Annotated in this window: 17 protein-coding genes; 13 read left to right on the top strand and 4 right to left on the bottom strand. The window is 69.6% G+C overall.

Annotated elements, in window-relative coordinates; all coding sequences use genetic code 11:
* Positions 1 to 59: 59 nt before the first annotated feature.
* From GGR66_RS16090 to GGR66_RS16100, 3 genes are all read left to right on the top strand, one after another.
* On the top strand, positions 60 to 1196 hold the full coding sequence (locus GGR66_RS16090) for a membrane dipeptidase (RefSeq protein ID WP_255421732.1): 1137 nt from the start codon (positions 60 to 62) through the stop codon (positions 1194 to 1196).
* 463 nt (positions 1197 to 1659) lie between these two features.
* Complete coding sequence (gene fusA, locus GGR66_RS16095) at positions 1660 to 3711, top strand: elongation factor G (protein ID WP_184449047.1); 2052 nt, start codon at positions 1660 to 1662, stop codon at positions 3709 to 3711.
* 224 nt (positions 3712 to 3935) lie between these two features.
* Positions 3936 to 4418: a hypothetical protein gene (locus tag GGR66_RS16100; protein ID WP_160964409.1), complete on the top strand. Its 483-nt coding sequence runs from the start codon at positions 3936 to 3938 to the stop codon at positions 4416 to 4418.
* 254 nt (positions 4419 to 4672) lie between these two features.
* On the opposite strand, the gene GGR66_RS16105 is transcribed toward GGR66_RS16100, so the two are convergent.
* Entirely contained in the window at positions 4673 to 6262 is a 1590-nt protein-coding gene (locus GGR66_RS16105) for an alpha-L-arabinofuranosidase C-terminal domain-containing protein (protein ID WP_255421733.1), read from the bottom strand.
* A gap of 393 nt (positions 6263 to 6655) precedes the next feature.
* Between GGR66_RS16105 and GGR66_RS16110 the strand changes: the two genes are divergently transcribed.
* The gene (locus GGR66_RS16110; protein WP_184449049.1) at positions 6656 to 7720 is read left to right on the top strand and encodes an aldose epimerase family protein; all 1065 of its coding nucleotides are present in this window, start codon (positions 6656 to 6658) and stop codon (positions 7718 to 7720) included.
* 110 nt (positions 7721 to 7830) lie between these two features.
* Here the strand turns inward: GGR66_RS16110 and ccsA are convergent, their stop codons facing one another.
* Positions 7831 to 8625 (bottom strand): cytochrome c biogenesis protein CcsA, encoded by a 795-nt coding sequence (ccsA, locus tag GGR66_RS16115; protein ID WP_184449058.1) that lies wholly within the window; start codon positions 8623 to 8625, stop codon positions 7831 to 7833.
* Between the two features lie 106 nt (positions 8626 to 8731).
* Here ccsA and ffh point away from each other — a divergent pair, with 106 nt between their 5' ends.
* The 8 genes from ffh (at position 8732) to rplS (ending at position 15609) form a co-directional block, all read left to right on the top strand.
* Positions 8732 to 10111 (top strand): signal recognition particle protein, encoded by a 1380-nt coding sequence (ffh, locus tag GGR66_RS16120; RefSeq protein WP_184449060.1) that lies wholly within the window; start codon positions 8732 to 8734, stop codon positions 10109 to 10111.
* 114 nt (positions 10112 to 10225) lie between these two features.
* Positions 10226 to 11128 carry a hypothetical protein gene (locus GGR66_RS16125; RefSeq protein ID WP_255421734.1) on the top strand — a complete coding sequence of 301 codons (903 nt, stop codon included), beginning with the start codon at positions 10226 to 10228 and terminating at the stop codon, positions 11126 to 11128.
* 246 nt (positions 11129 to 11374) lie between these two features.
* Positions 11375 to 12445 (top strand): nitronate monooxygenase, encoded by a 1071-nt coding sequence (locus tag GGR66_RS16130; protein ID WP_184449062.1) that lies wholly within the window; start codon positions 11375 to 11377, stop codon positions 12443 to 12445.
* Complete coding sequence (locus GGR66_RS16135; protein ID WP_184449064.1) at positions 12442 to 13242, top strand: aminotransferase class IV family protein; 801 nt, start codon at positions 12442 to 12444, stop codon at positions 13240 to 13242. Before GGR66_RS16130 ends, GGR66_RS16135 begins: the two co-directional genes overlap by 4 nt.
* Positions 13243 to 13388: 146 nt before the next feature.
* Entirely contained in the window at positions 13389 to 13649 is a 261-nt protein-coding gene (gene rpsP, locus GGR66_RS16140; protein WP_160964414.1) for a 30S ribosomal protein S16, read from the top strand.
* A gap of 43 nt (positions 13650 to 13692) precedes the next feature.
* Complete coding sequence (gene rimM, locus GGR66_RS16145) at positions 13693 to 14205, top strand: ribosome maturation factor RimM (RefSeq protein ID WP_160964415.1); 513 nt, start codon at positions 13693 to 13695, stop codon at positions 14203 to 14205.
* Positions 14206 to 14278: 73 nt separating this feature from the next.
* A complete protein-coding gene (trmD, locus tag GGR66_RS16150; protein WP_184449066.1) occupies positions 14279 to 15061 on the top strand; it encodes a tRNA (guanosine(37)-N1)-methyltransferase TrmD in 783 nt (260 codons plus the stop codon).
* 131 nt (positions 15062 to 15192) lie between these two features.
* Positions 15193 to 15609, top strand: coding sequence for a 50S ribosomal protein L19 (gene rplS, locus GGR66_RS16155; protein ID WP_010342237.1), 417 nt, complete (start codon positions 15193 to 15195; stop codon positions 15607 to 15609).
* A gap of 300 nt (positions 15610 to 15909) precedes the next feature.
* Here the strand turns inward: rplS and GGR66_RS16160 are convergent, their stop codons facing one another.
* On the bottom strand, positions 15910 to 17370 hold the full coding sequence (locus tag GGR66_RS16160; protein ID WP_167087358.1) for an MATE family efflux transporter: 1461 nt from the start codon (positions 17368 to 17370) through the stop codon (positions 15910 to 15912).
* A gap of 546 nt (positions 17371 to 17916) precedes the next feature.
* Here GGR66_RS16160 and GGR66_RS16165 point away from each other — a divergent pair.
* Positions 17917 to 18324: an RNA-binding S4 domain-containing protein gene (locus GGR66_RS16165; RefSeq protein ID WP_184449068.1), complete on the top strand. Its 408-nt coding sequence runs from the start codon at positions 17917 to 17919 to the stop codon at positions 18322 to 18324.
* 238 nt (positions 18325 to 18562) lie between these two features.
* Here the strand turns inward: GGR66_RS16165 and katG are convergent, their stop codons facing one another.
* Positions 18563 to 20812, bottom strand: coding sequence for a catalase/peroxidase HPI (gene katG, locus GGR66_RS16170; protein WP_184449070.1), 2250 nt, complete (start codon positions 20810 to 20812; stop codon positions 18563 to 18565).
* Positions 20813 to 21046: the final 234 nt, after the last annotated feature.

Raw genomic sequence — 21046 nt, forward strand, 5'->3', positions numbered from 1 at the left:
ATCGCGCATGACGGCACGCACGCGCGCCGACACCGCAGGACGCACCGGGGAACGAAGCGATGAGCAAGGGATGGACGCGGCGGCAATGCCTGGGCGCCGCTGCCGCTGCCGCAGGCGCCGTGGCCGGCCTGCGGCCCGGGGCCGCCATCGCGGGCGCCGCCACTGCCGATGCGAGCGGCGCCGATGCGCTGTACCGGCGCACATTGGTGCTGGACGCCAATGCCTTGGCGTCGATCGGGGAGGTGTTCGCTGGCGCGGATGCGCCGCAACTGCTGCAGCAACTGCGCGACTCCGGCGTATCGGTGCTGAAGACCACGCTGGGCGGTGCGGCGGGCGACTTCGAGACCGCCGTGCAGGACATCGCCGCCGCGCAGGCGCTGGTCGAACGCGAGCCGCAGCACTTCCTCAAGGTGCTGCAGCCAGCCGACCTGCGTCGCGCCAAGCGCGAGGGGCGCGTCGCGTTGATCTTCTCCTTCGAGTCGGCGGCGATGCTGGAGGACAAGCCCGCGCGCATCGACCTGTTCCGCCAGCTCGGGGTGCGGGTCATGCAACTGACCTACAACCGCACCACGCCGTTCGGCGTGGGCTGCCTGGACGGCGACGCGGGCGGCGTCACCGCGCTCGGCCGCGACGCGGTCGCGCGCATGAACCGGCTCGGGGTGGCGCTGGATCTCAGCCATTGCAACCTGCAGACCACGCGCGATGGCATTGCCCTGTCGCAGCGCCCGCCGGTCATCACCCATGCCGGATGCGCCGCGGTGTTCGCGCATCCGCGCAACAAGCAGGACGCCGAGTTGCGCGCGCTGGCCGACAAGGGCGGAGTGATGGGCGTCTACATGCTGCCGTTCCTGACCGAGGACCGCCGCCAGCCGCAGCTGGCCGACTACATGCGTCACCTGCAGCACGCTCTCGACGTCTGCGGCGAGGATCATGTCGGTATCGGCACCGACACGCTGTTTTTCCCGATCACCGACGAGGACCGGCGCGCCTTCGCCGCGGACCTGGTGCAGCGGCGCCGCGATGGCATCGGCGCCCCGGGCGAGAACCGTCTGCCCTACCTGCCCGACGCCAACACTCCGCGCAAACTCGAACGCGTCGCCGACGCGTTGCTGCGCCAGGGCTACGGCGCCCGCGTCGCCGAAAAGGTGCTGGGCCTGAACTTCGAGCGGGTCTTCGGCGAAATCTGGAGCGTGTGACGCTGCGCAGTGCGCAGTGCGCAATGGGCCTGGCATAACGCCGCGATAGGTCTAACGTTGCACGCAGCATCTCACACCGTTCCAGCGGCGCTGCACCGCCCGCATTGACCATATCCCGGCACAGGTTCAGACTTGCGACCACATTTCCACCCGAACGTCCACGCCGCCATGGCCTACGCACCGCTGCTGATATTGCCCAACGCCCTGCGCGTCAGCGCAGGCCGGGTGCGCCTGCCTGAAGGAGTGGTCGACGCCGTGCGCTAACGCCGGCCATCGCCGATCCGACGCAGACAAGCACCCGATGGGTGCTTTTTTATTGCCTGTTTTTTGCTGTTCCACCGTTCCGACACGCCAAGGAGAACGTGCCATGCACTACGCCGCCGAACCCGAAACCTAGCCGCATGCCCGCCTCGCCAACCGGGGCATGCGGCTTCCCCAGTGTTGGCAATGCGGAACCTCTCTCATGAACACGAATACCCTTTCCCGCTGGCGCAATCTCGGCATCATCGCCCACATCGACGCCGGCAAGACCACCCTCACCGAACGCCTGCTGTGGGCCGCCGGTGCGATCCATCGTCTCGGCGAAGTCCACGACGGTGCCGCCACCACCGACTTCTCGGACATCGAGCGCGCGCGCGGCATCAGCATTGGCGCGGCCGCCGTGCAGGTGCACTGGGCGCCGGCTGGACAGCCGACGCATCGCCTGACCCTGATCGACACGCCCGGACACATCGATTTCGCGATCGAGGTGGAACGCTCGCTGCGCGTGCTCGACGGCGCGGTCGCGGTGTTCTCCGCGGTCGACGGCGTGCAGCCGCAGTCGGAAACCGTGTGGCGGCAGGCGCGTCGCCACGGCGTGCCGATGCTCGCGTTCGTCAACAAGATGGACCGTGCCGGCGCCTCGTTCGACGGCGTGCTGGCGCAGTTGCGCAGCAAGCTCGACGCGACGGTCTGGGCGGTCGGCGTGCCGATGCCGGGCGACTCCGGTTTCGACGGCTGGAGCGACCTGGTCGGCGGCCGCCTGCTGACCTGGGACGACGAGGGACAATTGCACACGCGCGCCTGGCATGCCGCCGAGGCAGCCGCGTTCGCGGACGCGCGCGAGCAGTTGATCGCCGCCGTGGCCGAACACGACGAGGCGCTGGCGCAGGCCTATCTCGAGGAACGCGCGATCGACGCCGAGCTGCTGCGCGCTGCCTTGCGCCGGGCCACCCTGGCCGGCGCCGGTGTGCCGGTGCTGGCCGGATCGGCGTTCAAGCGCAAAGGCATCGAGCCGTTGCTGGACGCGATCGTCGACTGGTTGCCATCGCCGTTGGACCGCCCGCCGGTCGCCGCCAGCCCCGACGCCGACGCCGAGGATGGACACGACACGTTGCTGGCGCCGGATCCATCCGGTCCGCTGGCGGCGCTGGTGTTCAAGTTCGCGCATACCGCGCAGGGGCCGTTGGCCTTCGTGCGCGTGTATTCGGGCACCTTGCGCGTCGGCGACACGGTGTGGACGTCGCATGCGCGGCGGCCACGCCGGGTCGGTCGGCTGGCGGTGGTGCAGGCGCAGCGGACCCACGACGTGGACCAGGCCCAGGCCGGCGAGATCGTCGCCGTGCTCGGCTGGAAGGATGCGGTCAGCGGCGAGACGCTCAGCGGCGTGCAGGCGCGGTGGGTGCTGGAGCGCATCCGCACGCAACCGCCGGTGCTGGCGTGGCGGCTCGGCGCGGCCAACGCGGCCGAGCTGGTGCGGCTGGGACAGGGCCTGGCGCGGCTGGCGCAGGAGGATCCCTCGTTCCGCGTCGACAGCGATCCGGAGACCGGCGAAGCGGTGATCTGGGGCATGGGCGAGCTGCACCTGGAGGTGATGGTCGAGCGCCTGCGCAGCGAGTGGCACGTGGACGTGCGCACCGGTGCGCCGCGCGTGGCCTACCAGGAAACGCCGCGTGCGGCCGCGCTGGGCGTGGCGGCACGGCTGTCCAAGCAGAACGGCGGCCAGGGCCAGTTCGCGCAGGTGGTGCTGGATGTGCTGCCGCGTGCGGACGGTGCGGTGACCTTCGTCGACCGCAGCCGCGGCGGCGTGGTGCCGAAGGCCTTCGTCGCCGCCACCGAGAAGGGCGTGCGCGCGGCGCTGGCGCAAGGTCCGCGTGGCTACCCGGTGGTCGGCGTGGAGGTGGTGCTGGTCGATGGTCAGGCGCATGCGGTGGATTCGTCGGACCTGGCGTTCCAGCGCGCGGCCTCGGAAGCGGTGAAGGCGGCGCTGGCGCAGGCCGGCACGCTGCTGCTGGAGCCGGTGATGGCCTTGGCGATCGAGACGCCGGCGCACAGCGTCGGCGACGTGCTCGGCGATCTGCAGCGGCGCGAGGGACGCGTCGTGGCGATCGAAGAGCGCGGCGCCCGTGCCGAGGTGGTCGCGCAGGCGCCGCTGGCGCAACTGCAGGCCTATGCCACCGCGTTGCGCTCGCTGACCCAGGGTCGGGCATCGGCGAGCATGACCTTCGACGGCTATGCGCCGGTCAAGGCCGCGTGAGCCGGATTACCATCTGGCAATGCGGCAGAAGGACGAGGAGCCGGTTCGCCGGCTCCTCTTTTTTTGCGGCACGCAACGCCGTGGCGCAGTCGCCAAGCGGGCGTGGATGGCGCTCGCAATCCTGGCAACGGCACGCGACGTTTTGTTCGCCATGCTGATGCGCACCGCTTGCGTCGAGGCCGCGAACCGGGCTTCATAGCCGGCCCCGATCGCCGGAGCCGCCCATGCATCGCCGTCTTGCCCTCCTGACCCTGCTTGCCCTGTCGCCGGCACTCGCCGCGGCGCAGCCGCCGGCATGCGCGACGCCGCTGCAGATGGCCGAGCGCCTGTACAAGGCGCGCGATTTCTATTGGCAGCCGCAGAACCTGGACGGCTTGCTGACGCCGTCCTTCGCGCACGCGCTGCAGGCCGATCAGCGCTGCGCCGCGCGCGAGGGCGTGTGCCGCCTGGACTTCGATCCGTGGACCAGCGCGCAGGACGGCGACATTCAGGGCGCGCCGACCTTCACCCTGGTCTCGGGCGGGTCGCAGGCCACCGTGGTGGAGGTGCGGATGGACTACCGGCTCGCGCTCGGCGGCCGCGCCGCGCGGGCGCGCTCGGTCAAGATCGAACTGCAGCGTCGCGGCAACGGCTGCTGGGCGGTCAGCGACCTGATCGCGCCGGATGGGCAGTCGCTGTTCGCACTGCTGACCGACCCGGAGGGCTAGGCGCGCAGCGCGGCATGTCGCCCAGGAATCCAGATCCTTCTGCTGCGAGAGGGCTGGTGCGCCGTGCGCATTGCCGCATGCCGCCCTCGCTGGGCGGGAGACCATGGATGCGCTGGCAGTTGGGTCTGCTCCGCGCATACGCTATCGATCGGCGGCCGGCGATTGGTGATGAATGGATGTGCTGCGCGCACAGACCCTCACCCCAACCCCTCTCCCGGCGGGAGAGGGGCTAGCAGCGCGGCAGTGGTCTGGGACTACTGCAGCTTCAGCATCACGATCGCCTTGGCCGGCAACGTCACCTGCAGCGTGCCGCCCTGCAGGCGCGCGCCCTGGAACGCGGCCGGGCGCACCGCCTGCGGCTGCGCGAAGGTGTTGAGCGCGTCGATGGTTGGCGCGGTCAGGATCTGCCCGCCCACGCCGCGCGCCTGCACGCCGTCGACCTGGACCGCGACGTCGGCGCTGCGGTTGGGGTCCAGATTGGTCAGCGCCACATACACGTGCCCGTCCTTGGCCCGGACCGCCGAGCCGTGCACCGCCGGCACCGTGTAGCCGGCATGCCGGTAGTCCGGCGTGCTGATCTGCAGCGGCAGCGCGGTCGCGTCCTGGTAGGGCTTGTACAGCATGAAGACGTGGTAGGTCGGCGTGAGCAGCATCTTGTCGCCGTCGGTGAGGATCATCGCCTGCAGCACGTTGACCATCTGCGCGATGTTGGCCATGCGCACGCGGTCGGCGTGCTGGACGAAGATGTCCAGGTTGAGCGAGGCCACCAGTGCGTCGCGCAAGGTGTTCTGCTGGCGCAGGAACCCCGGGTTCACGTCGGGCAGGCCCTTGTACCAGGTACCCCATTCGTCGACCACCAGCGCGACCTTCTTGTCCGGGTCGTACTTGTCCATGATCGCGCTGTGCTTGGTGATCAGCTCGTCCATCAGCAGTGTGCGCGACAGCGTCTCGATCCAGGCCGCCTCGTCGAACGTGGTGGAAGAGGCGCGCGGCGGCCAGCCGCCGGGGATGGTGTAGTAGTGCAGGCTGAGGCCGTCCATGAACTTGGCGGCCTCGCGCATCATCACCTCGGTCCAGTGGTAGTCGGCATCGCTGGGGCCGGGGGCGATCTTCATGATCTTCTGGTCGGCCGGCGCCTTGACGAAGGTCTGGTAGCGGCGGAACACGTCGGCGGCGTACTCGGCGCGCATGTTGCCGCCGCAGCCCCACAGCTCGTTGCCGACGCCGAAGAACGGCACCTTCCACGGGTCCTGGCGGCCGTTGCGGCGGCGCTGCTCGGCCAGGGTCGAGCGCGTGGGCGCGGTCATGTACTCCACCCACTGCGCCATCTCGTCCGGTGCGGCATCGCCGACATTGCCGGCCACATAGGCCTGCGTGCCGAGCAGTTCGGTGAAGTCCATGAACTCGTGGGTGCCGAAGCTGTTGGGTTCCTCCACGCCGCCCCAGTGGGTGTTGACGCTGGTCGGACGCTGGTTGCGCGGACCGACGCCGTCGCGCCAGTGGTACTCGTCGGCGAAGCAGCCGCCGGGCCAGCGGATGTCGGGGACATCCAGCGCTTTCAGTGCGGCGACCACGTCGTTGCGGTAGCCGCGGGTATTGGGGATCTTCGAGTCCGGGCCGACCCAGACGCCGCCGTAGATGCCGTTGCCCAGGTGTTCGGCGAACTGCCCGAACAGGTGGCGCGACACCGCGGCGCCAGGGCGGTCGGCATGCAGGGTGCCGCGTACCTCGACGTCGGCGGCCTGCGCCAGCGTGGCGGTCAGTGCCAGGCCGATCGTCGCGGCGATCAGCGGCAACCGCCGCCAACACACCGCACGCTGCTTCAGGAAACGGGGCGAACGCATCGGGAACTCCTTGTCGGGTAGGGCGGCGCCGTCGCCAGCGCTGCGTGTGAGTGACGGCCGGCGCGTCGCGTTGGCGTGGCGCCAAGGGGATGTCGCCTGCTGGGAGGCAACCTCGACGCGATCGCGTCGGCGCTGCCTCGGTGCGCTGCCCCCGGTTACCGCTGTCTGTCCCCTGGTCCGAGCATAGAAGACACGCGCAGGGTGGACCAATGCGCAAATGCGACGCCGCTATACCGGAATTGCAATGCGCGTACGGCATCCCACCTTGTCCGCGCCCAGAACGTGCGCGGTATCGCACAGCGCAACGCCGATGCCCGTGCAGCGATGGCCGCGTCGCGCCATCGCTGGTTATGCTGCGGACCCCGCGCATGCGCGCACCGCCCAGGCTCCTGCATGTCCTCGCTCTTCGGTCATCTTCCCGACGGTACCGCCATCCAGTGCATGGTCCTGGACAGCGGCGACGGCCTGCGCGCCGAACTGCTGACCTACGGCGGCCTGTTGCGCAGCCTGCGCCTGCGTGGTGCGCACGGCGAGACCGAGCTGGTGCTGGGGCTGCCGACGCTGCAGGACTACCTGCAGGATCCGGCCTACCTGGGCGTGCTGGTCGGGCGCTTCGGCAACCGCATCGCCGGCTCGGCCTTCACCCTCGATGGCCGGCATTACGCGGTCACCGCCAACGAGGGCGCCAATCATCTGCATGGCGGGGCGCTGGGCTTCGGTCGCCGGGTGTGGACGGTGCTGGCACAGACCGAGCGCATGCTGCAGTTGCGCTACGACTCGCCGGCCGGCGAGGAGGGCTACCCGGGCAACGTCTCGGTGGAGGCGACCTACCGCGTCGAAGGCCGCTGCCTGAGCGTGGAGTTCGTCGCCCAGACCGATGCGCCGACCCCGCTCAATCTCACCCATCATCCTTATTTCAACCTGGCCGGCGATGCCGCGGTGCCCGCCGCGGCGCAGTGGCTGCGCGTGCCGGCCGATCGTTATCTGCCAGTCGGCGACGCCGCGCTGCTGCCGCGCGGCGAGGTCGCCAGCGTGGCCGGTACGCCGTTCGATTTCCGCCACGCGCGCGCCATCGCCGACAAGGACATCGCCGCCGATCCGCAACTGTCGATCAGCGCCGGCTACGACCACTGCCTGGTGCTGGCCGACGGCCACGACTGCACCGCCATGCTGTATTCGCCGCACAGTGGCGTGGCCATGCGCATTGTCAGCCCGATGCCGGCCGTGCAACTCTATGAAGGCCAGGGCCTGGACCGCCAGCATCCGGCGCTGGGCCGCGGTATCTGCCTGGAGCCGCAGGGCTATCCGGACGCCCCGAACCAGCCTGGTTTCCCCGACAGCATCCTGCGTCCGGGCCAGGTCTATCGGCATCGCATCGCCTACCACTTCGCCGAGGTCGACCGCGGCGCCGACTGGACGGCGGTGGAGGCGGCGCTGGCGGGGCAGGGCGGCGGTTGATGCGGGGAACATCGTAGGAGCGCCTTTAGCCGCGACCGGGCGTTCCTGGAAACGCCCGGTCGCGGCTAAAGCCGCTCCTACAAAACACGCGCCGCGTCAGGTTGTGCGGACTACTGCGCGTGCCCCAGCACCAGCTCGATCACGAACTTGCTGCCGAAGAACGACAGCAGCAGCAACAGCATCGCCGCCAGGGTCCAGTGCACCGCCTTGACCCCGCGCCAGCCGTAGCGCCAGCGGCCGAACAGCAGCGCGCCGAACACGATCCACGACAGCACGCTGAGCACGGTCTTGTGCACCAGCCGCTGCGCCAGGAAATCCTGCACGAACAGCACGCCGGTCAACAGGGTCAGGGTCAGCAGGATGAAGCCGACCACGATAGTGCGGAACAGCAGCGTCTCCAGCGCAGTCAGCGGCGGCAGCGCGCGCAGCCAGGGATGGAAGTCGCGGCGCCGCAGTGCGCGCTCCTGCAGCCACAGCATCACCGCCAGCAGGGCGGCGATGCCCAGCGTGGCGTAGGCCAGCAGCGCCAGCCAGGCATGCAACTGCAGCCGCCAGTCCAGCACCGGCGCCGGCTCGTGGCCGTAGCCGTGGTAGGCCAGCAGCAGCGCCGCCGACAGCGGGAACACCACCACGCCCAGCGCGGCCATGCGCCCGCTGGCGCCGACCAGCGCGGTCATTAGCGCCATGCCCAAGCTGACCAGCGACAGCGCGGCGAAGAAGTGCATGTCCGGGCCGCCGGCGGTGTGCAGGGCGACCTGCACGTGATAGCCCGCATGCAGGGCCACCGCCGGCAGCGCCGGCCACAACCAGGCCCGGCTGCGGTCCACCCGGTCGCGCACCACCGCGGCGATCAGCAGGCCGCTGGCGGCCAGGTACAGCAGGGTGGCGAGGACGGTGATGAGCATCGGGTCAGTTTCGCATATCGCGCCGGCGGCCGTGACGGCGCCGCCGGGGGATCGCCGGCGCGCCCGGCTATAATCGACGGCCGTTTCCCGTCCGCGACCTGCCCGCATGTTCGAATCCCTCACCCAACGCCTCTCCGGCACCATGCAGCGCCTGCGCGGCCGCGGTCGCCTGACCGAGGAGAACATCCGCGAAGCCACCCGCGAAGTGCGCATCGCGCTGCTCGAGGCCGACGTCGCCCTGCCGGTGGTGCAGGCGCTGATCGAGCGCATCAAGGTGCGCGCGGTCGGCCAGGAAGTGCTCAAGAGCCTGACCCCGGGCCAGGCGCTGATCAAGGTCGTGCGCGACGAGCTGACCGCGGTGATGGGCTCGGCCGCCAGCGACCTCAACCTCAACGTGCCGGCGCCGGCGATCGTGCTGATGGCCGGCCTGCAGGGCGCAGGCAAGACCACCACGGTCGGCAAGCTGGCCAAGCACCTGAAGGAAAAGCGCAAGAAGAAGGTGATGGTGGTGTCGGCCGACGTCTACCGCCCGGCCGCGATCGAGCAGCTCAAGACCCTGGCCGAGCAGGTCGGGGTGCTGTTCTTCCCGTCCGAGGCCTCGCAGAAGCCGGTGGACATCGTCCGCGCCGCCATCGCCGACGCGCGCAAGTCCTTCGTCGACGTGCTGCTGGTGGATACCGCCGGCCGCCTGGCCATCGACGCGGCGATGATGGAGGAGATCAAGGCGCTGCACGCGGCGATCAACCCGGCCGAGACGCTGTTCGTGGTCGACGCGATGACCGGCCAGGACGCGGCCAATACCGCCAAGGCGTTCAGCGAGGCGCTGCCGCTGACCGGCGTGGTGCTGACCAAGACCGACGGCGACGCCCGCGGCGGTGCGGCGCTGAGCGTGCGCTACATCACCGGCAAGCCGATCAAGTTCATCGGCGTCGGCGAGAAGCCCGACGGCCTGGATGTGTTCCACCCCGACCGCCTGGCCAGCCGCATCCTCGACATGGGCGACGTGCTGTCGCTGGTCGAGCAGGTCGAGCACCAGGTCGACAAGGACAAGGCGCAGAAGCTGGCCGAGAAGGTCGCCAAGGGCAAGAAGTTCGACCTCAACGACATGCGCGACCAGCTCGAGCAGATGCAGAACATGGGCGGCCTGTCCGGACTGATGGACAAGCTGCCGGGCATGGGCCAGATCCCCGAGCACCTCAAGCAGCAGGTCGCCGGCAACAAGGACGTGCCGCGGATGATCGCCATCATCGGCTCGATGACCAAGAAGGAGCGGCGCAACCCGGGCCTGCTCAACGGCTCGCGCCGCGCGCGCATCGCCCGCGGCTCCGGCACCCAGCCGGCCGACGTCAACAAGCTGATGAAGCAGTATCAGCAGATGGAAAAGATGATGAGCAAGATGGCAGGCGGCGGCATGAAGGGCCTGATGCGCGGCATGAAGGGCATGATGGGTGGCATGGGAGGCCGCGGCGGCCTGCCGTTCCGCTGAGTCCGCGGCGGCGACGCCTGTCGCAGCCCATGACACTGCCGATGTTTAGGATGACGCGTCCGCGGACGGGCGCGGCTTGCTCCGGACCGGGCAACCCTAATCATCGGAGGATGTATGCAAGGACTCAATGGACACGTGTGCAGGTTCGCGGCGGTGTTGGCGGGTGCCGGATTGGCGTTCGCGTGTGACGCAGCCTCGATATTTTCTTACTCCAGCAACGCGGGCGACTACATCGGCCAGGGCAAGAAGGCCGTCCTGACCGACGCGAACGCGACCTTCGGCGTGCGTGGCAACAAGGATCGGGTCGCGCTATCCATCACCAGTACGACGGGCGAGTACTGGTCGATCACGATCGCGCCTCCCGTCGGGACTGGGCTCGCTCCCGGTGTTTATGCCAATGCAGAGCGCTCGTCGTTCAAGACCGGCCGCTCGCCCGGGCTCGACGTCTCAAGCACCGGACGGGGCTGCAACCGGATCTGGGGGAAGGTGTCGATCCGGCAGGTCTCGTTCGACTCTGCCGGGAACGTGGATCAGCTGGAAGCGTCGTTCGTTCAGCAATGCGAGACCAACAAGGCGCCGGCGCTTGCGGGCGTGGTCAGCTATAACGCGGCGCCGCTGTTTCTGAAATTGAACAGCGGCGATGGCGACTATGTCGGGGGTGGCGTGGACAAGACGTACTACAACGACACGAGCGTGTTTGCGTTGGACGGGACGCCGTCACGGCTTCGCTATGCCGCCTCGGGCCTGCGCGACGATTGGACTGCGACCATTGCGGCGCCCGCTGGCAAGACCTTGGCACCGGGGCGTTATTCCATCAGCCGGTTCGCCGATAGCGTCAACGCCGGTTTCGATTTCTATGGCAACGGGCGCGGGTGCAACGCGACCCGTGGCACCTTGAACGTGCGCAAGATTGAACAGGATGCGCAGGGCAATGTGGTCCGGTTCTATGCGGACTTCGAGCAGTACTGCGATGCCAATCCCGCTCCCTTGCGTGGCAGCATCCACTTCGGCGCCTGACTGCGCTTGGCGGGTCCGTGATGCACGGACCCGCTTCTACTTCGTTGCGCTCGTGACGTCATCGGATGTGCGAGAGGGGCGCTCGAAATCCCGGCAAGACATGCCGTGGCGCGCACGGCAGCCCACGACATCGCGCTGGATGCGCCGCCCACCACGATAGGAAGCTCTTTGCTGCTGATGCTCCCGACCGGCAGAGGGCGGGGTGCGTCCCGCATACTGACGCCTTCCGTGCACGGTGAGAGGGCAATGCATCCTTCGCTTCAGACTCGCGCCACCACCTTCTGCGCCCGCTTCGGCCTGCGCCTGCCGATCCTGCTCAGCCCGATGGCCGGTGCCTGCCCGGTGCCGCTGTCGGCCGCGGTCGCCGCGGCCGGGGGCATGGGCGCGATGGGCGCGGTGCTGTCCGCGCCGCAGGACATCGTGACGTGGATGGATGCATTCCGCGCCGCTGGCGGCGGGCCGGCGCAGATCAATCTGTGGGTGCCGGATCCGCCGCCCGCGCGCGATGCCGCCGCCGAGGCCGAGGTGCGTGCTTTTCTCGGCGCCTGGGGGCCGCCGGTCGAGGCGGCCGCCGGCGATGCGGCGCCGGCCGATTTCGACGCCCAGTTCGAGGCCCTGCTGGCGGCGCGGCCGGCGGTGGCCTCGTCGATCATGGGCCTGTTCCGGCCGGACCAGGTGCAGCGCCTGCAGCAGGCCGGAATCGCCTGGTTCGCCTGCGCCACGACCCTGGACGAGGCGCTGGCCGCGCAGGCCGCCGGCGCCGATGCGGTGGTCGCGCAGGGCGCCGAGGCTGGCGGCCATCGCGGTGCGTTCGAGGCCGGCAGCGCCGAGCGGCAGGCGACCGGGCTGTTCGCCCTGCTGCCGCGGCTGGTCGATCATCTGCAGATCCCGGTGATCGCCGCAGGCGGCATCGGCGACGGGCGCGGCATCGCCGCCGCGCTGGCCCTGGGTGCGAGTGCGGTACAGATCGGCACCGCCTTGCTGCGCAGCCCCGAGGCAGCACTGGCGCCGGCCTGGGCGGCCGCGCTGGCCCAGGCCGAACCCGAGCAGACCGCGCTGACCCGCGCCTTCTCGGGCCGCCTCGGCCGGGCGCTGGTCACCGACTACGTGCGCGCGGCCGCCGCGCCGGAGGCGCCGCCGCCGCGGCCGTACCCGGTGCAGCGCGGGCTGACCGCGCCGATGCGCCAGGCCGCGCAGCGCGACGACCACCTGGCGACGATGCAGGCCTGGGCGGGGCAGTCGGCATGGATGGCGCCGGCCGCGCCTGCCGCGGACCTGCTGGCACGCTGGTGGGCGCAGGCGCAGGACCTGCCGTGAGCGCGCAGGTCTTCCACCACGGGCAGCCTGCGGGCGCAGAACTGCTGGCCGCGGTCGCGCTGGTGAACTACGGGCATTTCAGCACCATGCAGGTCCGCGACGGCGCCGTGCGCGGGTTCGATCTGCATCTGCAGCGGCTGCAGCAGGCCAACGCGGCGCTGTTCGGCAGCGACTTGCCGGCTGCGCGCGTGCGCGACGCGCTGCGTGCGGCGCTGGTCACGTTCGGCAGTGGCGACGCCTCGCTGCGCGTCACCGTGTTCGCGCCGGGTTTCTCGCTGCGCCGGGCCGATGCCGACTGCGCGGTGGAACTGCTCGTGTCGCTGGCGGCGCCTGCGCAGGCCGATCTGGCGCCGCTGCGCCTGCGCAGCGTCGTGTTCGCGCGCGAGGCGCCGCAGTTCAAGCATGTCGGCACCTTCGGCGCATTCCACCAGCGCCGCCTGGCGCTGCAGGCGGGCAGCGACGATGCGCTTTTCGTGGACTCGCAGGGGCAGGTGGCCGAGGGGCCGACCTGGAACCTGGGACTGTGGGACGGGGCCTGCCTGCACTGGCCGCAGGCGCCGGCACTGCGCGGCACCCAGGAGCGGTTGCTGCAGGCCGGGCTCGCCGCGCTGGGCGTGGCGCAGGCCGTGCGGCCGCTGTCGCTCCACGAACTCGGCGCGGACGTGGCCGCCTTCACCTGCAATGCCCGCGGGCAACAGGCGGTCGCGGCGGTGGACGGGCGCACGCTGCGCCCGGCCGAGGAACTGCTGGCGTTACTGGAACAAGCGCTAAGCACCCAGCCCTGGCAGGCAATCTGAGCGGCGCCGCTTTGGCGAATCCCCAATCCCAAATCCCCAATTCCCTTGCCGCATCAGCGGCAACGACTTGGCAGCGGCGGGGACGGTGGCTATAATCGTCGGTTCACCGCGCCATCCTGGCGACTGGGCAACACCGGAAACTCACCATGGTCAAGATCCGCCTTACCCGTGGCGGCGCCAAGAAGCGCCCCTTCTATCACATCATCGTGTCCGACGTGCGCAGCGCGCGCGACGGCCGCAACATCGAGCGCCTGGGTTACTACAACCCGGTTGCCCAGGGCGCCGAGCCGCGCGTGGTGCTGGACCTGGCCCGCGTCGACCATTGGGTGTCCAATGGCGCGCAGCTGACCGACAAGGTGCGCAACCTGTACAAGGAAGCCACCAAGGCCCAGGCCGTCGCGGCCTGATCCTGCGGGCCGCGCCCCGCGCGCGGCCCTTGCGTTTGCTCCGATGAAAGACAGCCAGCGCCGCATCCTGCTTGGTCGGGTCCTCGGCGCGTTCGGCATTCGTGGCGAGGCGAAGCTCGAGTCCTGGACCGAGCCGCGCCTCGCCATTTTCCGTTATCAGCCCTGGATCGTGCGCAAGCCCGATGGCAGCGAAAGCAGCCTCAACGGCGTGCGCGGCCGCGAGTCCGGCAAGTACCTGATCGCCACACTGCCCGAGGTCACCGACCGCGACGCGGTCGAGGCCCTGCGCGGGACCGAGATCTACGTGGCGCGCAGCAGCCTGCCGCCGCCGCGCCCGGACGAGTACTACTGGGTGGACCTGGAAGGTCTGGACGTGCGCACCGTCGACGGCGTGGCGCTGGGGCAGGTATCGCACCTGTTTTCCACCGGTGCCAATGACGTGATGGTGGTGCGTGGCGACCGCGAACGGCTGGTGCCGTTCGTGCAACCGGACTACGTCAAGTCGGTGGATTTCGAGGCCAACCTGGTCGTGGTCGACTGGGATCCCGAGTTCTGAGCGATGCCGGCCGCACGCCGGCCCCGCTGTCGCTTTGCCGAATCCCCAATCCCGACTCCCCAATCCCCGCCCCATGCGCATCGACGTCATCAGCCTGTTCCCCGAGTTCGTCGCCCAGTGCGCCGGGTTCGGCGTGGTCGGGCGCGCGCAGGAGCGCGCGCTGCTGGACCTGCATGGTTGGAACCCGCGCGACTACGCCACGGGCGGCTACCGCAAGGTCGACGACCGCCCGTTCGGCGGCGGCCCGGGCATGGTGATGATGATCGAGCCACTGCAGGCCTGCCTGCAGGCGGTGCGCGACGCCGATCCGCAACCGGCGCCGCTGATCTACCTGAGCCCGCAGGGGCGGCCGCTGACCCAGGCCAAGGCCCGCGAACTGGCTGCGTTGCCGCGGCTGCTGCTGCTGTGCGGACGCTACGAGGGCGTGGACGAGCGCTTCGTCGCCGCCGCGGTAGACGAGGAAATCTCGATCGGCGACTACGTGCTGTCCGGCGGCGAACTGGCCGCGGCGGTGCTGGTGGATGCGGTGACCCGGCTGCAGGAGGGCGCGCTGAACGACGCCGAATCCGCGGCCCAGGACAGTTTCGAAGGCCCGGACGGTCTGCTCGACTGCCCGCACTACACGCACCCGCGCGAGCACGCCCTGGGCGAGGTGCCGGCGGTGCTGCGTTCCGGCAACCACGCCGCGATCGCCCGTTGGCGGCGCATGCAGGCGTTGGGACGCACCTGGCTGCGGCGCCCGGAGCTGCTGGACGAGGCGGCGCTGAGCGTGGCCGACCGGCGGCTGCTGCAGGAATTTCGCCAGGAACGGGAAGCGGCCGCGGCCGCCGAACAGGAAAATCCACCCAGGCCCTAGCCATGGCCGCCGGGCTGGGTTAAAATGCCCGGCTTTCCGGCCAGTGCGTTCCGTGCTTGGCCCATCCGATATCGTGCAATCGCCGTGCGGCGACTGCCGGACCACCTCACCAGACACAAGCGGTGCCCACCATGAGCAAGCTCAACAAGACCATCCTGGCCGACTTCGAAGCCGCCCAGATCCAGCGCAAGCTGCCGGAGTTCAACCAGGGCGACACCGTTGTCGTCAACGTCAAGGTGAAGGAAGGCAACCGCGAGCGCGTGCAGGCCTACGAAGGCGTGGTGATCGGCACCAAGAACGCCGGCCTGAACTCCTCGTTCACCGTGCGCAAGATCTCGCACGGCTACGGCGTCGAGCGCGTGTTCCAGACCCACAGCGCCACCATCGACTCGGTCGAAGTGAAGCGCCGCGGTAAGGTCCGCGCCGGCAAGCTGTACTACCTGCGTGGCCTGGAAGGCAAGGCCGCCCGCATCAAGGAAGATCTGGCCGCCGCTGCGCAGGCCAAGGTCGCGCGTCAGGCCGCTGCTGCTGCCGCCAAGGCCGAGTAATTTCCAGCGACCCTTGGTCGCTGCCGCAACGGCCGCCTTCGGGCGGCCGTTTGCATTTGTGGAATGGGCTGGATGTGCGCCGTGGCCTGCGGTGCGATGATTCGCGACGCTGTTGTTTAACCGACGCACGCGCGGGACGCCCTCGTAGGAGCGGCTTCAGCCGCGACCGGGCATTCCCAGAATCGCTCGCCGCCGAGCGCCTGCCTGCGTCTCGATGATGGTCGGCGGGCTGGTCGCGGCTGAAGCCGCTCCTACAAGTGGCGGAGGATTCGGCCGCAAGGCATTGCCGCCGCCAGGCACTCAGCGCGCCGGGTCCTGGGCGACCGCCACGTCGGCGACCGGTGCCGGCGGCTGCGCCGGCACTTCCGCCGGATGCGCCACCGTCTCCGGCGGCGAGGGCGCCAGCATGCGCGCCTTGCGCCAGTTGCCCCAGCGGTAATACGCCAGCGACAGCAGCATCGCGCAGGTGGCGCTGGTCGGGAAACTCCACCACACCGCATCCACGCCCAGTTGCGGCTGTAGCAACTGCGCGAACGGCACGCGGATGCCCCACAGCGACAGCGCCAGGATCAGCAACGGCGGGATCACCGCGCCGGTGGCGCGGACCACGCCGGAAATCACGAAAGTGACGCCGAAGAACAGGAACGACCACACCGCGATGTGGTTGAGATGGCGCGCGATCTCCAGCGCTGCGCTGTGCGGCGGCAGGAACAGCGCCAGGGTCCAGCGATCGAACAGGATCAGCGGCGCGATCAGCGCGCCGGTCAGCAGGAAGTTGAACAGCACGCCCTTGCGCGCGGTCGCCGCCACCCGGTCCCAGCGCTGCGCGCCGACGTTCTGCGCGGCCATCGACGAGCAGGCCGCGCCGATCGCCATCGCCGGCATCTGCAGATAGGCCCATAGTTGCAGCGCCGCGCCGTAGGCCGCGGAGGTGGCGGTACCGTAGCCGTTGACCAGCGCGATCATCACGATCATCGCCAGGGAGATCAGCACCATCTGCAGGCCCATCGGCACGCCCTTGACGATCAGCGCACGCAGGATCGGCAGGTCGAGCCGGAACAGCCGCGCGTCGCGGCGGCCCAGCCACAGCACGTGGCGCTTGTGGCGCAGGTACAGCAGCAAGCCGGTCAGCGCCACCGCCTGCGCGATCAGCGTGGCCCAGGCCGCACCGGCGATGCCCAGCTTGGGGAACGGCCCCAGCCCGAACAGCAGCAGCGGATTGAAACCGATGTCCAGCACCACCGACAGCAGCAGGAAGCGGAACGGCGTGCGCGAATCGCCGGTGCCGCGCAGCGCCGCCGACAGGAACGCGAACGTGTACAGCAGCGGCATCGCCAGGAAGATCACCCGCAGGTAGGCCTCGGCCAGCGGCAGCGACGCCGCCGGCGTGCCCATCGCCGCCAGCAGGTGCCGCGCCAGCCACCAGCCGCTGGCGGCGATCAGCACCGAGATGCCGATGAAGAAGGTGGCGCTGGTGCCCATCACCCGCCGCGCCTGGGCCACGTCGCTGCGGCCCATCGCCTGGCCGATCAGGATGGTGGAGGCCATGCCGATGCCGAACACCGAGCCGATCAGGAAGAACATGATGCTGTTGGCGTTGGCCGCGGCGGTGAGCGCGGCTTCGCCGAGATAGCGGCCGATCCACACGGCATTGACCGAGCCGTTGAGCGATTGCGCGATGTTGCCGGCCATGATCGGCAGCGAGAACAGCAGCAACTGGCGGCCGATCGGGCCTTCGGTGAGCACGGCGGGCTTGGGCATCGCGGGTCGGGATCGAGCGTGAGCCGGCCACACTAGCACCGACGGATGGCGGTGGGGCGATGGACGGGTTGGGCGCCGTGGTCTGGCGCGTTCGCGTGGTAGTCGTGCATGGTGCGGGCCTGCGCTGCCGCGCGGCGTGTGGCCTGTGCCGTCGCGTGCGGCGGTCAGTCTTACCCGAGTCGCGCGGTCGTGTGCTTGCGGCGAGGATGGGCGCGCGTTCGGCACAGATCGCATCATGCGCGCCTTGGCGCGGGCGTGGATCGAGGCGTGTGCCGGCGGCCCGTGACGAACGACCTGGGCAAGCCGCGCCCGGGCGCGTCCGCATCGTGGCCTGTTGCTACCCATCGCCCCATTCTTCCCTGCCAACCCATTCATCCTGGAGGGGCGGGTCCTGGCGGGCGCGGTGCTTGTATTGAAGCGATGGCATCGCCATTTGTGCGGGGAGACATGCGCGCCGGCCCATGTTTCCGGCCGGCGCGGTGTTCCGTTCCGGCATCGCTTCTGGCTGCCTACAACCTCCAACGCAAGTGGATGTCGAGCAACGCAATGAATGAATCTGTCGTGCAAGCTGCCGCGGTGCGCCTGGATGTCTGGCTGTGGGCCGCGCGCTTCTTCAAGACCCGCAGCCTGGCCAAGCAGGCGGTGGAAACCGGCAAGGTGGACGTGGCCGGGCAGCGGCCGAAATCTTCGCGCGCGGTGCGCGTAGGCGAGCAGGTGCGCGTGCAGCGCGGCGACGAGGTGTTCGAGATCCAGGTGCTGGGGCTGAGCGATACGCGCGGCCCGGCCAGCGTGGCGCAGACGCTGTACCAGGAGAGCGAGGCCTCGCGCGAACGCCGTGCGCAGTTGCGCGCGCAACGCAGCGCCGAGCGCAACGGCTACCAGGCGCCGGAGGGCAAGCCGGACAAGCGTGCGCGGCGGCTGATCCACGCGCTGGGGGATCTGGACGCGCTGTAGCCGAGCGCGGTGCGTCGTCGCGCGATTGGCACGACGGCGCGGTATCGATCGCGGCCAGCGGACGGGCTGTGGACCTGCAGGCCGCTCGCGTCGATGGATGCGGCCACGCGTTGTCGCGCTGAGACGTCGCGCGACCATCCTGTCGTCTCTGCCACACGTTCGGCGCATGGCGGTTGCCATTCACACGCACGACAACGCCCCGGCGAGCGGGGCGTTGTCGTGGCGTGCGCTACGGTCTTCAGGCAGCCAGGTCGAAGCGGTCCAGCTGCATCACCTTCGTCCAGGCGGCCACGAAGTCGCGCACGAACTTTTTCTGCGCGTCGGCGCTGGCGTAGACCTCGGCCACTGCGCGCAGCACCGAGTTGGAACCGAACACCAGATCGGCGCGGGTGCCGGTCCACTTCACGGCGCCGTTCTTGCGGTCGCGGCCTTCGTAGACGTCCTTCATCTCCGAGGTCGCCTTCCACTCGGTGTCCATGTCCAGCAGGTTGGCGAAGAAGTCGTTGCTGAGCACGCCCGGGCGATCGGTGAACACGCCATGCGCGGACTGACCACTGGTGGCGCCGAGCACGCGCAGGCCGCCGACCAGCACGGTCATCTCTGGCGCGGTCAGGGTCAGCAACTGCGCCTTGTCGATCAGCAGCGCTTCGGCCGACAGCGCGTAACGGCGCTTGGCATGGTTGCGGAAGCCGTCGGCGATCGGTTCCAGCACCGCGAACGATTCCACGTCGGTCTGTTCCTGCGAGGCATCCATGCGACCCGGCACGAACGGCACCTCGACGGTCTGCCCGGCCAGCTTGGCCGCCTGTTCCACCGCGGCGGCGCCGCCGAGCACGATCAGGTCGGCCAGCGAGATCTTCTTGCCGCCACTCTGCGCGCCGTTGAACTGCGCCTGGATGCGCTCCAGCGTGGCCAGCACCTGTGCCAGTTGCGCCGGCTGGTTGACCTCCCAATCCTTCTGCGGGGCCAGGCGGATACGCGCGCCATTGGCGCCGCCGCGCATGTCCGAACCGCGGAAGGTGGACGCCGACGCCCAGGCGGTGGACACCAGTTGCGCCACGCTCAGTCCGGAATCGAGCAGGGTCTTCTTGAGCGCGGCGATGTCCTGCGCGTCGACCAGCGGATGGTCCACGGCCGGGATCGGATCCTGCCACAGCAGTTCTTCGGCCGGCACGTCCGGGCCGAGATAGCGCGCGCGCGGGCCCATGTCGCGATGGGTCAGCTTGAACCAGGCGCGGGCGAAGGCGTCGGCGAACTGCTGCGGGTTCTCCAGGAAGCGGCGCGAGATCTTCTCGTAGGCCGGGTCGAAGCGCAGCGCCAGGTCGGTGGTGAGCATGGTCGGCAGGTGCTTCTTCGACGGATCGTGCGCGTCCGGGATCACCGCCTCGGCGTTCTTGGCCACCCATTGGTGGGCGCCGGCCGGGCTCTTGCTCAGTTCCCAGTCGAACTTGAACAGGTGCTCGAAGAACTCGTTGGTCCACTGTGCCGGCTTGGTGGTCCAGGTGACTTCCAGGCCGCTGGTGATGGTGTCGCCGCCCTTGCCGCTGCCGAAGCTGTTGGACCAGCCCAGGCCCTGGCTTTCCAGGTCGGCCGCTTCCGGCTCGGCACCGACGTGGTCGGCCGGGCCGGCGCCGTGGGTCTTGCCGAAGGTGTGGCCGCCGGCGATCAGCGCCACGGTCTCTTCGTCGTTCATGGCCATGCGGCCGAAGGTGTCGCGAATGTCCTTGGCTGCCAGCAGCGGGTCGGGATTGCCGTCCGGACCTTCCGGATTGACGTAGATCAGGCCCATCTGCACTGCGGCCAGCGGGTTCTCCAGGTCGCGGGTGTGGCGCACTTCGCTGTCGTCGTCCTTCACCAGCACGCCGTGCGCTTCGTCCACGCCCGGCGAGCCGTGCGCATAGCGGTCGTCGCCGCCGAGCCACTTGGTCTCGCGGCCCCAGTACACGTCCTGATCCGGCTCCCAGGTGTCGGCGCGGCCGCCGGCGAAGCCGAAGGTCTTGAAGCCCATCGATTCCAGCGCGACGTTGCCGGTGAGGATCAGCAGGTCGGCCCAGGAGATGGCCTGGCCGTACTTCTGCTTGATCGGCCACAGCAGGCGCCGCGCCTTGTCCAGGCTGACGTTGTCCGGCCAGCTGTTGAGCGGGGCGAAGCGCTGCTGCCCGCGGCCGCCGCCGCCGCGGCCGTCGCCGGTGCGGTAGGTGCCGGCGCTATGCCAGGCCATGCGCACGAACAGCGGGCCGTAGTGGCCGAAATCGGCCGGCCACCAGTCCTGCGAGTCGGTCATCAGCGCGTGCAGGTCGCGCTTGAGCGCTTCCAGATCGAGTTGCTGGAACGCCTTGGCGTAATCGAACTGCGGGTCCAGCGGGTTGGAGCGGGCCGAATGCTGGTTGAGCAGGTCCACGCGCAACTGCTTGGGCCACCAGTCGCGATTGCTGGTGCCGCTGCCGCTGGCAGCCTGGTGGAACGGGCATTTCGATTCGCTGGTCATGGGAGGCTGCCTTGATCTCGAGGGACGATATGGGGTGGCTCGGCGCCGCGATCATACGGCGGCGATACGGTGAAACTGGAGACACCATAGGCGGAAGCCGTGATTTATAGAATTCGAATTATTCTAATCAATCGATAGAGGCTGGCTATCGCATCGATGGCGATGCGCGGTGTGGTCGCGCGCATCGCGCGCCGGCCGGCGGTCCCTGCAGTGGCCCGCATGCTGTGCCCGTCC

The sequence above is a fragment of the Xanthomonas sp. 3498 genome (assembly GCF_014199795.1).
Lineage (GTDB): Bacteria > Pseudomonadota > Gammaproteobacteria > Xanthomonadales > Xanthomonadaceae > Xanthomonas_A > Xanthomonas_A rydalmerensis.

Bases quoted from the DNA above. Each gene is read 5' to 3' on its own strand.
- trmD (WP_184449066.1), top strand. From the start codon at position 14,279: ATGCGCATCGACGTCATCAGCCTGTTCCCCGAGTTCGTCGCCCAGTGC.
- GGR66_RS16090 (WP_255421732.1), top strand. From the start codon at position 60: ATGAGCAAGGGATGGACGCGGCGGCAATGCCTGGGCGCCGCTGCCGCT.
- ccsA (WP_184449058.1), bottom strand. From the start codon at position 8,625: ATGCTCATCACCGTCCTCGCCACCCTGCTGTACCTGGCCGCCAGCGGC.
- GGR66_RS16125 (WP_255421734.1), top strand. From the start codon at position 10,226: ATGCAAGGACTCAATGGACACGTGTGCAGGTTCGCGGCGGTGTTGGCG.
- GGR66_RS16110 (WP_184449049.1), top strand. From the start codon at position 6,656: ATGTCCTCGCTCTTCGGTCATCTTCCCGACGGTACCGCCATCCAGTGC.
- fusA (WP_184449047.1), top strand. From the start codon at position 1,660: ATGAACACGAATACCCTTTCCCGCTGGCGCAATCTCGGCATCATCGCC.
- rplS (WP_010342237.1), top strand. From the start codon at position 15,193: ATGAGCAAGCTCAACAAGACCATCCTGGCCGACTTCGAAGCCGCCCAG.
- rimM (WP_160964415.1), top strand. From the start codon at position 13,693: ATGAAAGACAGCCAGCGCCGCATCCTGCTTGGTCGGGTCCTCGGCGCG.
- GGR66_RS16130 (WP_184449062.1), top strand. From the start codon at position 11,375: ATGCATCCTTCGCTTCAGACTCGCGCCACCACCTTCTGCGCCCGCTTC.
- GGR66_RS16160 (WP_167087358.1), bottom strand. From the start codon at position 17,370: ATGCCCAAGCCCGCCGTGCTCACCGAAGGCCCGATCGGCCGCCAGTTG.
- GGR66_RS16105 (WP_255421733.1), bottom strand. From the start codon at position 6,262: ATGCGTTCGCCCCGTTTCCTGAAGCAGCGTGCGGTGTGTTGGCGGCGG.
- rpsP (WP_160964414.1), top strand. From the start codon at position 13,389: ATGGTCAAGATCCGCCTTACCCGTGGCGGCGCCAAGAAGCGCCCCTTC.
- GGR66_RS16165 (WP_184449068.1), top strand. From the start codon at position 17,917: ATGAATGAATCTGTCGTGCAAGCTGCCGCGGTGCGCCTGGATGTCTGG.
- katG (WP_184449070.1), bottom strand. From the start codon at position 20,812: ATGACCAGCGAATCGAAATGCCCGTTCCACCAGGCTGCCAGCGGCAGC.
- GGR66_RS16100 (WP_160964409.1), top strand. From the start codon at position 3,936: ATGCATCGCCGTCTTGCCCTCCTGACCCTGCTTGCCCTGTCGCCGGCA.
- ffh (WP_184449060.1), top strand. From the start codon at position 8,732: ATGTTCGAATCCCTCACCCAACGCCTCTCCGGCACCATGCAGCGCCTG.